Annotated in this window: 14 protein-coding genes; 9 read left to right on the plus strand and 5 right to left on the minus strand. The window is 45.8% G+C overall.

The annotated features are described in order from the left end of the window. Positions 1-9: 9 nt before the first annotated feature. The 7 genes from DN730_RS15265 to DN730_RS15295 all read left to right on the plus strand — a co-directional run bounded on the left by DN730_RS15265 (position 10) and on the right by DN730_RS15295 (position 7615). Positions 10-1284: a S41 family peptidase gene (locus DN730_RS15265; protein WP_115469012.1), complete on the plus strand. Its 1275-nt coding sequence runs from the start codon at positions 10-12 to the stop codon at positions 1282-1284. 9 nt (positions 1285-1293) lie between these two features. After that, positions 1294-2214, plus strand: coding sequence for a divergent polysaccharide deacetylase family protein (locus DN730_RS15270; protein ID WP_115469013.1), 921 nt, complete (start codon positions 1294-1296; stop codon positions 2212-2214). Positions 2215-2640: 426 nt separating this feature from the next. Further along, entirely contained in the window at positions 2641-3756 is a 1116-nt protein-coding gene (locus tag DN730_RS15275) for a branched-chain amino acid ABC transporter substrate-binding protein (RefSeq protein ID WP_115469014.1), read from the plus strand. Positions 3757-3838: 82 nt separating this feature from the next. Further along, positions 3839-4750: an ABC transporter permease subunit gene (locus DN730_RS15280; protein WP_115469015.1), complete on the plus strand. Its 912-nt coding sequence runs from the start codon at positions 3839-3841 to the stop codon at positions 4748-4750. Next, positions 4750-6027 (plus strand): high-affinity branched-chain amino acid ABC transporter permease LivM, encoded by a 1278-nt coding sequence (gene livM / locus DN730_RS15285; RefSeq protein ID WP_115469016.1) that lies wholly within the window; start codon positions 4750-4752, stop codon positions 6025-6027. Before DN730_RS15280 ends, livM begins: the two co-directional genes overlap by 1 nt. Beyond that, positions 6024-6905, plus strand: a complete 882-nt coding sequence (locus DN730_RS15290; protein ID WP_115469017.1) for an ABC transporter ATP-binding protein — start codon at positions 6024-6026, stop codon at positions 6903-6905. The genes livM and DN730_RS15290 overlap by 4 nt, the downstream gene beginning before the upstream one ends. Then, entirely contained in the window at positions 6902-7615 is a 714-nt protein-coding gene (locus tag DN730_RS15295; protein ID WP_115469018.1) for an ABC transporter ATP-binding protein, read from the plus strand. The genes DN730_RS15290 and DN730_RS15295 overlap by 4 nt, the downstream gene beginning before the upstream one ends. Positions 7616-7659: 44 nt before the next feature. On the opposite strand, the gene tsaC is transcribed toward DN730_RS15295, so the two are convergent. The 5 genes from tsaC to glnA form a co-directional block, all read right to left on the minus strand. Beyond that, complete coding sequence (gene tsaC, locus DN730_RS15300; protein ID WP_115469019.1) at positions 7660-8217, minus strand: L-threonylcarbamoyladenylate synthase type 1 TsaC; 558 nt, start codon at positions 8215-8217, stop codon at positions 7660-7662. A gap of 84 nt (positions 8218-8301) precedes the next feature. Next, on the minus strand, positions 8302-8682 hold the full coding sequence (locus tag DN730_RS15305) for a DUF3461 family protein (protein ID WP_115469020.1): 381 nt from the start codon (positions 8680-8682) through the stop codon (positions 8302-8304). 148 nt (positions 8683-8830) lie between these two features. After that, positions 8831-10255, minus strand: a complete 1425-nt coding sequence (gene ntrC / locus DN730_RS15310) for a nitrogen regulation protein NR(I) (protein WP_115469021.1) — start codon at positions 10253-10255, stop codon at positions 8831-8833. A 9-nt stretch (positions 10256-10264) separates the two neighbouring features. Beyond that, positions 10265-11335, minus strand: a complete 1071-nt coding sequence (gene glnL / locus DN730_RS15315; protein WP_115469022.1) for a nitrogen regulation protein NR(II) — start codon at positions 11333-11335, stop codon at positions 10265-10267. 271 nt (positions 11336-11606) lie between these two features. After that, positions 11607-13013 (minus strand): glutamate--ammonia ligase, encoded by a 1407-nt coding sequence (gene glnA / locus DN730_RS15320; protein WP_115469023.1) that lies wholly within the window; start codon positions 13011-13013, stop codon positions 11607-11609. A 333-nt stretch (positions 13014-13346) separates the two neighbouring features. Here glnA and thiI point away from each other — a divergent pair, with 333 nt between their 5' ends. Together thiI and typA are read left to right on the plus strand one after the other, a co-directional pair. After that, entirely contained in the window at positions 13347-14798 is a 1452-nt protein-coding gene (gene thiI / locus DN730_RS15325) for a tRNA uracil 4-sulfurtransferase ThiI (RefSeq protein ID WP_115469024.1), read from the plus strand. Positions 14799-15232: 434 nt separating this feature from the next. Next, positions 15233-17053 (plus strand): translational GTPase TypA, encoded by a 1821-nt coding sequence (gene typA / locus DN730_RS15330; RefSeq protein ID WP_115469025.1) that lies wholly within the window; start codon positions 15233-15235, stop codon positions 17051-17053. Positions 17054-17132 lie beyond the last annotated feature (79 nt).

Here is a 17132-nt window from a genome sequence, read left to right on the forward strand (position 1 = left end):
GATACATATATGTTAGGTTGTAAGCGTTTGGTAATACTCAGCATAGCTGCGCTATTAAACACCTCTGTGTGGGCTGCTGAAGATTTACCTGCAGAGCGTCGCATTCCGTTAGAAGAGATTCAGACGTTTGTTGAAACGTTTGAAACGATTAGTGCTGGCTACGTAGAAGAGCTTGATGATCAGACCATTCTAAATAAAGCCCTAAAAGGGATGGTGTCATCACTGGATCCACATTCTGAGTTTTTGACTAAAGAGGAAGTGGGGGAATTCGACGAGCAAACGTCAGGTAACTATGCAGGGATCGGTATCGAAGTAGAAAGTGAAGACGGACAGTTGGTTGTCGTTGCGCCGGTTGATGGTTCGCCTGCAGCTAAGGCGGGTATCAAGGCGGGTGATGTCATCGTGCGTATAAATGATCAGCTTGTGACAGGAATGAGTCTGCAAGAAATTGTGGCGTTGATGCGTGGGAAAGAGGGCACCGAAGTATCGCTGGACATTGATCGCGAGGGTGTCATTAAGCAATTTGTCCTTACGCGTGCTCAGATTAAAGACAGCAGCGTACTTACTAAATGGCTGGGCAGTGATATTGCCTATATGCGTATTAGTCAGTTTCAAGGCAACTCTGCTGAAGAGTTTCGTGATGAGTTGCAAGCCTTGCAGAAGCAACGTGCGGTAAAAGGCATGATTTTAGACTTGCGTAATAACCCTGGTGGAGTCCTGCAAAGTGCGGTTGCGATTGTCGACACGCTGATAGATGAAGGGTTAGTGGTTTACACCGACGGACGTCATGATTTTTCTCAGACTCAATTTACTGCGACGAAAGCCGCAACAATGCTCCCTAAAGCACCGTTGATTGTTCTTGTGAATGAAGGCTCGGCGTCGGCGTCGGAAGTCGTGGCTGGTGCCGTTCAAGATCACAATAGAGGGCTCATTTTGGGGACAGAAACCTTTGGTAAGGGGTCTGTTCAGACGGTTGTGCCGCTTACGAATGGTGCTGCAGTAAAATTGACCACTGCTTTGTATTACACACCAAATGGGCGTTCTATTCAGGCACAGGGTATCGTTCCTGACATGGTCATTCCACAAGCACAAGTAAAGGTTGAAAAGGGTCGTTTCTTTATTAAGGAAGCTGAATTAAAAGGCCATCTGGGTAACGGTACAGGTGGCGAAGAGCGCACTAGCTCCGATGTTGACAGTAACCTAAATGAACTCGCAACGTCCGATTTTCAACTGTTTCAGGCCTTTTCTATGTTGCAAAGTGCTCAAAAATTTGTGGTTCAGTAAGTGGGTGAGATGATCATAACGATGCGCTTGATACTGCTTGTGCTGCTGTGCGGTGCCGTCGCCCCCGCCTTAGTTGCGGCTGAGGATCAATCTACGTTACCGTTTCCTGTCTTAGACCGTACATTGCCTCCGTATCACTCTGCGTTTCCTTATCTTAAGTCCCCGACTGAGCAAGATAAGGCTTGGCCACCACTGTTTCATAAAAAGCCGGAAGCTACTTTAGAGCGTCACAGTGATATGGAGCTTGGTAACAGTTCAGCGATGGATTTTTTGCCAGCGCCCCCAACTATTTCTATTATCATTGATGATGTGGGTTATAACCGTCGCGGAATGGAAGAGAGCCTAGCATTGCCAACGGCTGTGGCGTTGGCAATTCTGCCCATGACGCCATTTGCTGTAAAAACCGCCGAGGCTGCCCGCAAGCAGCAGCGAGCCACAATACTTCATGCACCCATGGAAAATTTGCGAGAGCTTAAACTTGGGCCAGGCGGGTTGTACGCGTCCATGGATGAAACAACATTTAAGCGAGTACTTAATGAAGATTTAGATAGTGTTCCTTGGGTGCAAGGTGTTAATAACCACATGGGGAGTTTGTTAACGACTCATCGTCGAGCGATGGAATGGGTGATGGATGTTATTTCGGAGCGTTCGCTTTTTTTTATAGATAGTGTGACAAACCCCAAAAGCGTCGCTCATCTGGTGGCGACTGAGCGCAATATAAAATCGGTCACTAGAGATGTGTTTCTTGATAATGTCCAGAGTCAAACGGCTATTCATCAACAATTTGAGCGACTGGTTCGGTTGGCACACAAAAATGGCTCGGCTATCGCGATTGGCCATCCTTATCCAGAGACAATGCATTATTTAATGTATCGCTTGTCGCAGCCTTTATCAGTAGAACTTTCTCCAATTGGACAGCAATTACACTGAATTCTGACTTGGGTCGGACTTTTTTGAAATAACTCCAGACTTTTTTGACAGAAATATTATTATTAATCCTGTATTTTTCTTAATCCTTCCTATCCTTAATGTACAGGTAAACTCCTATTCTCTTGCCTGTTTTTGCTATGCGTTTTTATTGCGCGATAATGCAATAAAATCATAATAAGTGGCATCAATTGTAACAAAATCTATCACCTTCGTGTATTGATGTGCTTCTCGCTGTTTTATTTGTGCACCGCTATTGACCATGGTTTGAACAACTATTATTGTTTGGGCTAGATTGCGGTGCACATTTTTTAAAATGTTAGCGTAATAGTTCCATTTTTCTCCTTTTTTAGTGGTTGAAAAACTTTGGAACGCTTCTTGCTTTTTAATTATAACGATAAAACCAAAAACGAGTTAGGAGTTCAAAACATGTCTAAAGCAGTTGTAAGAAAAACACTTGTTTCATTAGCGGTCGCTGGGGCTGTGACCATGGCACAAGCAGATGTAGTTATTGGTGTTGCTGGTCCTCATACTGGCGCTTATGCCGCGTTTGGTGAGCAGCTATGGCGTGGTGCTGAAAAAGCCGCTATGGACATCAATGCAAATGGCGGCATTAACGGCGAAATGATCAAGCTGGTTAAGGCCGATGATGCGTGTGAGCCGAAACAAGCGGTATCGATTGCAAACCGTTTAGTAGATTCCGATGAAGCGGTAGCGGTTGTAGGGCATTTTTGTTCTTCGTCTTCTATTCCTGCGTCCGGTATCTATGAAGAAGCTGGTGTCTTGATGGTAACGCCTGCGTCTACCAACCCTACTTTGACTGAGCGTGGCTTGCCAAATGTATTCCGTGTATGTGGCCGTGATGACCAACAAGGTGATGTGGCCGCTAGTTACATCGTTGATCAACTGGGTGCTAAACGAGTCGCAATCCTGCATGACAAAGATACTTACGGCAAAGGTCTTGCCGACGCTATGAAGTCTACTATGAACTCTTATGGCGTAGATGAGGTGTTGTACGAAGGTTTGACTCGTGGCGAGAAAGACTTTAATGCGGTCGTTACAAAAATTCGTTCAGTCGATGCAGATGTAGTTTACTTCGGTGGTTTGCACTCTGAAGCTGGCCCGTTAGTGCGTCAAATGCGTGAGCAAGGTCTAACAGCAACCTTTATCTCAGGTGATGGCATTGTGTCGGATGAGTTTGTATCTGTTGCTGGATCACCTGAATACGTAGATGGTGTACTGATGACATTTGGTGCTGATCCAACCACTTACTCAGCCGGTAAACAAGTCGTTGAAGAGTTTCGTGCTGATGGGATCGAGCCTGAAGGCTACGTAATGTACTCTTACACCGCAATGCAAGTCGTGGCTGCTGGTCTTGCTGCAGCGGATGGTGATCCTATGGCTGCGTCAGATTGGTTGCACTCCCATAAAATCGATACCGTTATGGGAACGAAAGAGTTTGATGAAAAAGGTGATTTGCTAGTATCTGACTACGTGATGTACGAGTGGGATGCAAATGGCAAGTACTCCATGCTTAACAACTAAAACCTCATTTAGTTGATGATAATAAGAGGTGCCCTCGCGCACCTCTTACTTCTCCTGTTATAAGTACCCCAGAGGTTTTTTGATGGATATCATTCTCCAGCAGCTGGTAAATGGCCTGACACTTGGTTCCGTGTACGGACTCATCGCAATCGGTTACACCATGGTATATGGCATCATCGGGATGATTAACTTTGCCCACGGCGATGTTTACATGGTGTCTAGTTACCTGACCGCAATCGCTATCGCATTACTATCTTATTTCGGATTGGAATCTTTCCCGATCATTATTTTCGGTACCTTAATTTTCACTATTGTTGTGACCGGTGCTTACGGCTGGGTCATAGAGCGTGTCGCCTATCGACCACTGCGTAATTCAAGTCGTTTAGCGGTATTGATCTCTGCGATCGGTATGTCGCTTATTCTTCAGAACTATGTGCAAATCGCCCAAGGAGCGCGCCAGCAAGGTGTTCCGACGATGCTGACCGGCGCGATCCGATTGGATATTGGCGATGGATTTGTACAGATCACCTATATGAAGTTGTTTATCTTGTTTGTGGCGTTTTTGGGAATGGGGGTGTTGACCTACATTATTCAAAAAACCAAGCTTGGGCGCATGTGTCGGGCAACGCAGCAAGACCGTAAGATGGCTTCCATTTTGGGTATTAACACTGACCGCATTATTTCAGCGGTGTTCGTGATAGGTGCCACGATGGCCGCTTTAGCGGGCGTTTTGATTACTTTGGATTATGGCGCATTCGACTTTTACGTCGGCTTTATTATTGGTATCAAGGCCTTTACAGCAGCGGTACTTGGTGGGATTGGTTCGCTACCTGGTGCAATGCTGGGTGGGGTTATTCTTGGCCTATCGGAAGCCTTGTTTGCAGGGTTGATTTCGTCGGATTACAAAGATGTTTTCTCATTCTCGCTATTGGTGATCATTTTGATCTTCCGTCCAAGTGGTCTGCTTGGTAAACCTGAAGTGGAGAAAGTGTAATGAGTCAGCAAACTAAAGGGATCAATATCGTCTCGGCTTTAAAAGATACGGTGATTGCGGGCCTACTTTCTCTCATTATCTTTGGGCCAGTGGTTGGGGTTTTACTGGACGGGTACGATTTTACGTTCCAGGGCGCCGATGTGGCATTCATTGTCTCGATCGTTATGGCTGGTCGCTTCGCGATTTCGATTTTCTCGCAGACGGAATTTGGTGAAGCGTTTCTTTACCGACAAGCAACCAAAGATGACGGTGTAGTTGTAACCGCACCGGGCTATAAAAGCCGGATGCGCTTCATTATTCCAATTATGATTGTTGTTGGATTATTGGTGCCATTTATCGCGTCCAAATACGTTCTAACCGTTGTTATTCTTGGGCTCATTTATGTCCTATTGGGTTTAGGGCTTAATATTGTCGTGGGCTTGGCTGGATTGCTGGATCTTGGTTTCGTTGGCTTTTATGCCATTGGCGCTTATGGATTAGCATTGGGATATGAGAACTTAGGTCTAGGCTTTTGGTCGATGCTGCCGTTGGCTGCAATTATGGCGGCTGTGGCGGGAGCCATTCTCGGTTTCCCTGTGTTACGAATGCACGGCGACTATTTGGCGATTGTTACGTTAGGTTTTGGTGAAATTATTCGCCTCGTGCTAACCAACTGGACATCGTTTACTCACGGACCAAATGGTATCTCTGCTCCTTTGCCAACGCTCTTTGGGCTTGAGTTTAAGCGCCGCTCACGAGAGGGCACACCGTTTCATGAGTTCTTCGGATTGCCTTATGACTCGGCTTATAAATACATCTTTATTTATCTAATCCTGCTACTGGTCGTATTGGCAGTACTTTATATCAAGCATCGCTTAACTCGTATGCCAATCGGTCGAGCATGGGAAGCATTGCGAGAAGACGAAATTGCGTGCCGTTCATTAGGGTTGAACCATGTATTGGTGAAGTTATCTGCCTTTATGTTGGGGGCATCTACGGGCGGCTTGGCAGGTGTTTTCTTTGCGACTTATCAAGGCTTCGTTAACCCATCATCCTTTACTTTCTTTGAGTCTGCTTTGATTTTGGCGATCGTCGTCTTGGGCGGAATGGGTTCAACGATCGGTGTCGTGATTGCGGCCTTTGTATTGACTGTATTGCCGGAAATGCTCCGAGAATTTGCAGATTATCGTGTTTTGATGTTCGGTATTCTGATGGTGGTTATGATGGTTTGGAAACCTCGCGGTCTGGTTCGAGTGACTCGAACAGGTTTTGCTACGAGAAAGGGGTCAGCTAAATGAGCCAAGAAAATATTCTAGAAGTTAAAAACTTGGTGATGCATTTTGGTGGTATTAAAGCGCTGAATGATGTCACGTTTGATATTAAGCGTGGCTCCGTATCCGCTTTAATCGGTCCAAATGGAGCCGGCAAAACGACCGTATTTAACTGTTTAACAGGGTTCTACAAAGCGACTGGCGGCAGCATTATGTTGCATGCAGGAGGTAAGTCCACCAGTGTCGTAAAGGTGCTGGGTCAAAAGTTCTCTGCTGCGGACTTCACGTCGCCCGTTCGGCTTATTGAGCGCATCAAATATAAAATGTTTGGTGGGTCCCATCTTGTCAATCGCGCTGGGTTGGCTCGTACGTTTCAGAACATTCGCTTGTTTAAAGAAATGTCTGTCGTTGAGAACCTTCTTGTGGCTCAGCATATGTTGGCAAACCGCAGCATGGTGTCGGGTATCTTGAATACTGCTTCCTTTAAAAAAGCGGAAGAGGAAGCGCTGCAGCGCGCTTTCTATTGGCTGGAAGTGGTTCATTTGACCGAGTTTTCAAACCGTTTAGCGGGAGAGCTTTCTTACGGCCAACAGCGCCGCTTAGAAATAGCCCGAGCGATGTGTACAAATCCAGAGATTATCTGTTTAGATGAGCCTGCAGCCGGGTTAAACCCTTCAGAAACCGAAGCTCTAGCGTCTATGATTCGGGTGTTACGTGATAATCACAATACAACCGTACTTTTGATTGAGCATGATATGGGGATGGTCATGAATATCTCCGACTACATAGTTGTGTTGGATCATGGTGAAGTGATTGCTAAGGGTGGACCGGATGATATTAAAACCAACCCGAAAGTGATTGCAGCGTATCTTGGTGCAGAAGAAGGGGAAGAGGTAAGCCTATGACCACCTTATTGGAATTCAAAGACGTTGATGTCCATTATGGGCCAATTCAGGCGCTTAAAAAGGTCAGCCTTGATGTTAAGGAAGGCGAAATTGCGACCATGATTGGTTCAAATGGCGCTGGTAAGTCAACTTTGTTGATGTCGATCTTTGGTCAACCTCGGATCTCTAGTGGTCAGATCATCTACCGAGGTGAAGACATATCGGATAAGTCGGCACACTATGTTGCATCCAACGGTTTGGCGCAGTCTCCTGAGGGGCGTCGTATATTTCCGGGAATGTCGGTGGAAGAGAACCTACTGATGGGAACGATCCCAATTGGGATGGATCATTGTGATGAAGACATGCAGCGTATGTTTGAGCTGTTTCCACGTTTAAAAGAGCGTCGAAACCAACGAGCTTCTACTATGTCTGGTGGTGAGCAGCAGATGCTTGCTATTGCTCGTGCTTTGATGAGTCGTCCAAAGTTACTGTTACTAGACGAGCCTAGTTTAGGTTTGGCACCTATTATCGTTAAGCAGATCTTTCAAATCTTGGAAGATGTCGCAAGCACTGGAATGACGATCTTTTTGGTGGAGCAAAATGCTAACCATGCATTGAAGCTTGCTGATCGTGGTTATGTCATGGTGAACGGTGAAATTCGCATCACCGGTACAGGCGAAGAGTTACTTGTGAACCCTGAAGTGCGTGATGCCTATTTGGGTGGCCACTAATATTTGATGTCAGCCTAAAAGCCGAGGTCTACGCCTCGGCTTTTTTATGCGCGAAATTGTTGCCCTGTAATTAAGTCCAGCACATGTGAGGGTTTACTTTGAGTACCTAAACTTTCGTCGTATATGGCATCAATTTTTTCATTGAAGTAAGCAATTACTTCGTCTTTGGATTTTGCTGGCTCTAGCCCAGAAGGGTTAGCAGAGGTGGATACGATAGCACCTTGATAGGCTTGGCATAAGGCTTCAACAGGGTGGTGGAGGCTCAAGCGAATGGCGACACTTTGATGCGCGCCTCTAACCCATTCTGGTGTGATTGTCTGATCTGGCACAACCCAAGATGTTGGATGATCGGTTTTAGAGGTTAGTCGTTCAAACTGCTCTGGCGTTAATGTTGGTTGCCAAGGTGAAAGTTGATCAGCGGATCCGACGACGAGTATTAAGCCTTTTTCGACTGGGCGTGATTTCATCGCTAAGATTCGCTGCACAGCGAGTTCGTTATATGGATCACAGCCTAAACCCCAGACTGCTTCTGTTGGGTAGGCCACAACGCCGCCATTGCGGATAATTTGGGCAATTTCGGAGGTATTTGAAGTGATTAGCATAATAAGCCCCGTGAAAAAGTGTCAGCGGAGTTTACTGTTTTACAAGAAAAACGGCCATAGAGAGCTATGACCGTTTTGAGGAAATTAAGAGAGTTTTTCGATCTTCTCTTTTAATTCAGCAACTTTATTAGCAACAACGCGCTCAAGGTGCTCAAGCTCTTTGACAAGATCTTCTTTTGTCAGTTTGTCTTCATGCTCTTGGCCAAGCAACGATGACAGTTCGTCTACTGCGCGAAGCACAATCAGAGATGGCTCTCTAATTTCGCGGTATTGTTGTTGACCGCCGTCAGAAAGAACCGTGCGTGTTGCACGACCAAACTTAAACTTCTTGCTTTTTGGTAGTAATGAGCCTTTTTCACGACGGTAATATATCTTCAGAACATCGAAGCCGCCTTCATAGCGAAGCGTATATTTTTCGATATTGTCGAAGCTGTTAACGCCCATCGACTCAAGAGTTGGATACATGTTTATGCCCTTGTTAAATGATTCTTTAATTAAAGGCTATTTTTAGTGGATAGTAGTTACAAACGCAAGAATTTCGAATAAAAAAACACCAATTTGCATGATACATAGCAAATCTGATTGCTATGTATCATTTTTTTGGCGAATTGTTTTAATCATCGCTGTCGTTGTTATCGATTCCCAACTCTTTAATTTTTCGTGTCAGGGTATTTCTCCCCCAGCCTAGCAATAATGATGCATCGCGACGACGACCAGCCGTGTGCGCTAAGGCTGTTTCTATCATAATACGCTCGAATTTTGGCACTGCTTGTTCAAGGATGCCTTTTTGTCCGCTGGCAAGTGCGCTATCGACCCAATTTTTGAGCGAGTCTTCCCAAGAGCCAAATGGTCGCTCTGAAGGTGTGACGTTGAGTAATTCGGGCGGTAAATCCTCTATTAATACTTCCCGCCCTGATGCCATCACGATCAACCAACGACAAGTGTTTTCTAACTGACGAACATTACCTGGCCAATCGAGTCTGCTAAGGTAGCTTTCAGTTTCCTTGGTAAGTAGCTTAGGCTCTACCGCGAGTTCTTCTGCAGCTAGACTCAAGAAATGGCGAGCAAGTTTTGGGATGTCTTCACGACGCTCTGCCAGTTTCGGCAAGTGGATACGAATAACATTTAAGCGGTGGAATAAGTCCTCACGGAATGATCCTTTTTCGACTAATCCCTCCAAATTTTGGTGAGTCGCAGCGATAATACGAACATCCACTTTGACAGGGGTGTGGCCGCCAACACGATAAAACTCGCCATCAGCTAACACACGTAGTAAACGGGTTTGGGTTTCCGCTGGCATATCGCCTATTTCATCGAGAAATAGCGTTCCGCCGTTGGCTTGCTCAAAACGCCCGCGACGCTGAGTATTTGCTCCTGTGAAAGCGCCTTTCTCATGTCCGAATAGTTCTGATTCAATGAGGTCGTGAGGGATGGCGGCCATATTTAGCGCAATAAAGGGGTTGCTGGCCCTAGGGCTATGGCGGTGAAGTGCCTGAGCCACCAGTTCTTTACCCGTTCCGGATTCACCATTGATCAGTACAGTGATGTTTGAATTTGCTAATCGTCCGATGGCTCGAAAAACCTCCTGCATTGCAGGGGCTTCACCAATGATTTCTTTTTGCTCAATCGGTTCAATAGCCTCGACTACAGCATCTGGTTTGGACTTTTTATGATGTAGAATGGCGCGTTTGATGAGACTAACCGCTTCTTCGACATCAAAAGGTTTAGGCAAGTATTCAAATGCGCCGCCTTGGTAGGAGGCCACGGCACTTTCTAAATCGGAATGAGCTGTCATTATAATCACCGGTATGTAGGGGTGATCCTCTTGCAGTTTGTTAAGCAACGTCAGGCCATCCATTCCAGGCATGCGTATATCACTGATAATGACGGTCGGTTCTTCTTTTCCGATCATATTCGCTAGCGCTTCGGCCGAGTCAAACAGGCGGCAGTTAATGCCTTCTTGTTCTAACGTCTTTTCCAATACCCAACGGATTGAGCGGTCATCATCGACGACCCAGACTGTTTCTTGTTGTGTCATGTGTTCCTCCTAGCCTGTTACCGTCGGTTCGATCGGTATTAGGATATTAAATTCAGTATGCTGTGGCTGGCTCTTACATTCGATGATGCCTTGGTGTTGATGTATGACAGATTGGGCAATTGAAAGTCCTAGCCCTGTGCCATCTGCGCGACCGCTTACCATCGGATAAAAGAGCGTTTTCATAATGTTGTCTGGAATACCGGGACCATTGTCAGTGATGCCAATACGACACACCAGTTTGTGTCGCTTTGCGCCGATGGTGAACTGACGCAGTGTGCGCGTCGTGACGCTGATACTTTTGTCGTTATTATCCGTTTGTGACAGTAAAGCTTGCATAGCATTGCGCATGACATTTAATACGGCTTGGATAAGCTGGGCTTCATCACCGACAACATCAGGAATACTGGGATCGTAATCCCGAATGAGTGAAATATGCCCTTCGGATTCAACAGATATCAGTTGGTTCACACGCTCAATCACTTTGTGAACGTTCAAGGGGCGGTACTGAGGCAGTTGGCGAGGCCCCAGCAAGCGATCTACTAAATCTCTTAGACGGTCAGACTCCTCAATAATCACTTGGGTATAATCTTTGAGGCCTTCATCGTTAAACACACGGCTAATGAGTTGCGCAGCTCCACGAATGCCTCCGAGAGGATTCTTTATTTCGTGTGCTAAGCCACGGATTAATTCTTTACTGGTTTGATGGTTGGCAATCAATTCGTCTTCTTGAGAGATGCGTTTCATCCGATCTCGTGGATGAAGTTCAATTAGGAGTGTATCGGTTCGGTTTAAAGCGCCCATAACGGGTGTGACATTGTAATCACATAGAATCGTTTTACCGGTAGTGAGTGTGATTTCCGCTTCTCGTTTGGTAAAAGCATGGCCTGATTCAATGGCTGCCAGCAGTGCGTCACGGCTTTCACTGTTTTCACAGAAAGCGGCGTTCAGATCTTGGCCGTATATGCGGCGACGGCTTACTTCTAGCATCATTTCTGCTGAGGGGTTGAGGTACTCAATACAGAGCTCTCGATTAAGCTGAAGCACCGCAGTGGATAAATGATCTATTAGCAAACTGTACACTCTAAAGTGCCTCTTTATTTATTTGAAAAGAACGACGACATCCATTTTGACTCAGGGTGCGACTCTCAATGATGAGTGGCATTTTCGTTGTTGCAAAATACGAACCAACATTGGGCGTTTTTAACTACGCGTAATCTCTAGGTTGCGCAGGTAATTGAAAGATATCTGTGTTCTATTTTGGTGCAGTGTTTTTCAGATGTCTAAGTTTGGGGCAAAAAAAAGCCCCAACTAAGGTCGGGGCTTTCGTTTACACTGCACGAGTGTTAAGCGATTAAACGCTGTAGTAAAGATCGAACTCGATTGGATGAGTTGTCATGTTTACTAGTTCAACTTCTTCAGACTTAAGTGCGATGTAAGCATCAATCATGTCATCAGAGAATACGCCACCTTCTGTTAGGAATGCGCGGTCTTCGTCTAGGCATTTCAATGCTTCTTCTAGGCTGCCAGCAACCGTTGGGATCGCAAGTGCCTCTTCAGCAGGAAGGTCGTAAAGGTCTTTGTCTGCTGCATCGCCAGGGTGGATCTTGTTCTTGATACCGTCGATACCTGCCATCAACATTGCTGCGAAACATAGGTATGGGTTAGCGGTCGGATCTGCGAAACGTGCTTCAATACGCTTACCTTTAGGAGATGCAACGTATGGAATACGGATAGATGCAGAACGGTTACGTGCAGAGTATGCAAGCATAACTGGTGCTTCAAAACCTGGAACAAGACGCTTGTAAGAGTTCGTAGAAGCGTTTGCGAAAGCGTTGATTGCTTTAGCGTGCTTGATGATACCGCCGATGTAGTAAAGAGCCATATCAGATAGACCAGCGTACTTGTCGCCAGCGAACTGGTTTTCGCCGTCTTTCCAGAAAGACTGGTGAACGTGCATACCAGAACCGTTATCACCAACGATTGGCTTAGGCATGAAAGTAGCTGTTTTGCCGTATGCGTGAGCAACGTTGTGTACGCAGTACTTCATTACCTGAACTTCGTCAGCTTTCTTAACTAGAGTGTTGAATTTAACACCGATTTCGTTTTGACCTGCAGTCGCAACTTCGTGGTGGTGTACTTCAACTTCTTGGCCCATCGCTTCGATAGCTGTACACATTGCTGTACGGATCTCGTGGTGAGAATCAACTGGTGGTACAGGGAAGTAGCCGCCTTTAACACGTGGACGGTGTCCAGTGTTGCCGCCTTCGAAAGACTTGTTTGTTGACCAAGCAGCTTCTTCAGAGTTGATCTCTACGCCACAGCCAGACATGTCTGCGTGCCATTTAACATCGTCAAAGATGAAGAATTCTGGCTCAGGACCAAAGAATGCTGTGTCACCCATACCTGTTGATTTCAGGAACTCTTCAGCGCGCAATGCGACAGAGCGTGGGTCACGGTCGTAACCTTGCATTGTTGCAGGCTCGATGATGTTACAACGTAAAATGATCGTTGAATCTTCAGTGAACACGTCAAGGATCGCTGTGTCATCTTGAGGCATCATGATCATGTCAGACTCGTTGATACCTTTCCAGCCAGCGATAGAAGAACCATCAAACATTTGACCGTTTTCGAAGAATTCTTCATCAATGCCCGCAGCAGGAATGGTTACGTGCTGTTCTTTACCTTTGAAGTCTGTAAAGCGAAGGTCGATCCACTTTACGTCGTGTTCAGCAATCAAACTAAGAGTCTTGTTTGACATAATGGTTCTCCAGTTTTGTTTAGTCGAAATGTCTTTCGGAACATGAGTTCTGCTTCAAGATGAAGCGCAATTGTCAGGTTATAAAGCATATCCTGTGCCAGAATTTTGGGCATGCCTAAAAACCCAATAAATTCAATTATTTGCGACTTACCGTTATTAAAAATACTAAATTACGCACAATAAAAACCCGACGAAAATAAAATATTGCATCCAAATGGTGCGATTGCATGGCTTTGTGTTCAGTTGTGGTGCGATTGTTTGGGGTTGGTTTCGTATGAGATTGCTTTATACTGTGCCCCCTTTAAATACAACTGTACGAAAATCACACACCCAATGAAATTCATCGTCAAATTCTTCCCTGAAATCACCATTAAAAGCCGCCCTGTACGCAAGGCATTTGTAAAGCAACTTCGTCACAATATTCGTCTTGTGTTACGTGAGCATGATGACAATGTGAAGGTTGCAGGGAATTGGGACTTCATAGAGGTCTTATCTGAATGTGATGAAAAACGTTCTGAGTTCACTGAATCATTATCAAACATAGCGGGTATCGCGCATTTTCAATACGTTCGTGAGTTTCCCCTTACTGACTTGGACGGCATTGTTACAGAAGCCATGGCGTCCTATGCTGACATCTTGAAAGGGGCAGTATTTGCGGTGCGTGTTAAGCGTGTAGGAGCACATGACTTCACATCTGTCGAAGCGGAGCGCTATATTGGCGGATGTCTTAAGGCCCAAAGTGGTGCGCTGGCAGTGCGCTTGAAAAACCCTGAAGTGCTGGTCCCCATTGATATTCGCGATGACCGCGTTTGGATTATTGAGCAACGCGTTGAAGGGTTGGGTGGTTATCCGCTGGGCTCTCAGGATTCGGTACTATCGCTAATTTCAGGTGGTTATGATTCGACTGTAAGTTCCTATATGACCATGAGTCGTGGATTGAAAACGCATTTCTGCTTTTTCAATTTAGGTGGGGATGCCCATGAGATCGGTGTAAAACAAGTATCGCATTTCTTATGGAGTAAATATGGATCAGCGCTTGGCGTAAAATTCATAACAATCCCATTTGAGGAGGTAGTCGGCGAGATTTTGAATAACGTTGATAATGCTGAGATGGGTGTGGTGCTTAAGCGCATGATGTTGCGTGCTGCGTCCCAAGTAATGGAAGGTGTCAGTGCGAAAGCGCTGGTGACTGGGGAAAGTATTGCGCAAGTCTCAAGTCAAACGTTAGTCAATCTTAAAGTTATAGATGCGGTCACCGACGAACTTGTTTTACGTCCATTGGTGACCAGTAACAAACAAGAAATTATCGATACAGCAAAAGCGATTGGCACCGCGCCGTTTGCCGCGAGTATGCCCGAATTCTGTGGTGTGATCTCTGTCAAGCCAACAACTCGAGCGAAAATGCATCGGGTTGAACGAGAAGAGGCAAAGTTTGACTTTGATGTTCTGCAGCGTGCTGTTGATACCGCGCGTGTCATGTCGATTCAAGATGTCATAAAAGATGTTGACCAGCAGTATCAAGGTGATGTGCCTGTAGTGCGTATGCCAGTCGGTGATGAGATCATTGTTGATATTCGCCACCCCGATGAAGCTGAACGCCATCCAGTTAAAGTCTCGGGTCGCCCAGTGATGAATGTGCCATTTTTTACGTTGGGGACAAAGTGGCCGGATTTAGAGCAAGGTAAAGACTACCTATTATACTGTGGTAAAGGCGTGATGAGTCGAATTCATGCTTCTCATTTGATGTCAAAAGGCTATCAAAATGTTGGGGTTTACTTGCCTTAGTTATTTTTGCACCAAGATGGCGCGCTTGGATGAGTGCGCTTTTCCCTTTTTCTATAGCCACCTGAAACACCCATTCAGATAAATCAACGCATTGCTAACGCTGTTACTGTCAGCGCTGGCATTGTCGAAAAATGTCGTGATAACTCTGGCGCCTGTGATGAACTGTTTGTTTTGTCAGAAAAGATGGAAGGCCTAGCTCAGCAGTTTTGGCGCCAAGTGACACGGCCCAAAAATTGATAACGGAACAGGTTGAGCAATCCTTGAATGGGGGACTTTTTTCGTCTTTTTTCGGGAACTTCATAGGAAGTTCACAAAGATAAGGGTACAATTGCGCGAATTTTACCCCGAATGAAGAATCGAGGCGGCATATAGCGTACCGAATCCCGCTAGTCTTGGTGGCCTCATTCAATGTCGCTTAATGCAGAGAAATTTTAATGTCTAATGATATCAGTAAGTTACGTAACGTCGCGATCATCGCGCACGTTGACCATGGCAAAACGACACTTGTCGATCAGCTATTGAGCCAGTCAGGCACTTTGGACCGTAAAGAAATGGGTTCAGAGCGCATCATGGACTCAAATGATCAAGAGAAAGAGCGTGGCATTACCATCCTTGCGAAAAACACCGCAATCAAATGGAATGATTACCGCATCAATATCGTTGACACACCTGGACACGCAGACTTCGGTGGCGAAGTAGAGCGCGTTTTGTCGATGGTTGACTCTGTTTTGTTGTTGGTTGATGCAGTGGACGGTCCAATGCCTCAAACACGCTTCGTAACTTCGAAAGCATTTGAGCGTGGTTTGCGTCCTATCGTTGTAATTAACAAGATCGACCGTCCAGGCTCTCGCCCTGATTGGGTTATGGATCAAGTATTTGATCTATTTGATTCATTAGGTGCAACAGAAGAGCAGCTAGATTTTCCTGTCATTTACGCATCTGCGATTAACGGTATAGCAGGAAATGACCCTGAAGCGATGGCAGAGACCATGGAGCCTCTGTATCAAATGATCGTTGATAACGTGCCTGCGCCAGATGTAGATCCAGAAGCGCCGTTCCAAATGCAGGTATCTGCTTTGGATTACGACCCGTATGTGGGCGTAATTGGTATCGGTCGTATCACACGCGGTAAGTTGTCTCCAAATCAGCAGGTTGTTGTTAAGTCGCGCGATGGTAATGAGCGCAAGGGTAAAGTCCTAAATGTTAAGGGCTACCACGGCCTTCAACGTGTTGATACTGACCAAGCGGCTGCTGGTGATATCGTTTGTATTAATGGTATCGATGGTTTGAGTATCTCGGATACATTGTGTAACCCAGAGTGTGTCGAAGCATTGCCTGCGCTGACGGTTGATGAGCCTACGGTAAGCATGACGTTTATGGTTAACGATTCTCCTTTTGCGGGTAAAGAAGGTAAGTTCGTTACGTCACGTAATATCAAAGATCGTCTAGATCAAGAGCTGATTCACAACGTTGCGTTGCGCGTGCGCCAAGGTGACACCCCAGATAAATTCATCGTGTCAGGTCGTGGCGAGCTTCATTTGTCTGTATTGATTGAGAACATGCGTCGTGAAGGCTTTGAGCTTGGTGTGTCTCGTCCAGAAGTTGTTCAAAAAGAAGTTGATGGCAAAATTCAAGAGCCATTCGAGCAAGTAGTGATCGATGTAGAAGAGCAGCATCAAGGCTCTATCATGGAAGAGCTTGGTCTACGTAAAGCTGAGCTAACAAACATGGAGCCAGACGGTAAAGGGCGTGTGCGTTTAGAGTTTATTGCCCCTTCTCGTGGCCTGATTGGTTTCCGCGGTTTGTTCCTAACCCTGACATCGGGTTCTGGTATCATGACTAGCGTATTCGATCATTACGGTCCTGTGAAAGATGGCGATGTAACGAGCCGTCAAAATGGTGTATTGATCAGCATGCTAACAGGTAAAACAGCTGCTTACGCATTGTTTAACTTGCAAAGCCGTGGTCGTATGTTCCTAGGTCATGCGGTTGAAGTGTACGAAGGTCAGGTTATTGGTATTCACTCACGTGACAACGATCTGTCTGTTAACCCTGTAAAAGGTAAGCAGCTGACAAACGTTCGTGCATCTGGTACAGACGAAGCCTTGACGCTAACACCACCGATTCGTCACACTCTAGAGCAAGCGCTTGAATTTATCGAAGATGATGAGCTGGTAGAAGTCACACCAGAAAGCATTCGTATTCGTAAGAAGTTGTTGACTGAAAACGAGCGTAAACGCGCTGGTCGTAAGTAATAGAGCAGCAGCAAATAGACCGTTAGGTCTTGAGCGGAATAAAAGCGCCTTCGGGCGCTTTTATTTTGTCTGAAATTTG

This window comes from Marinomonas piezotolerans (assembly GCF_003362755.1).
Classification (GTDB): domain Bacteria; phylum Pseudomonadota; class Gammaproteobacteria; order Pseudomonadales; family Marinomonadaceae; genus Marinomonas; species Marinomonas piezotolerans.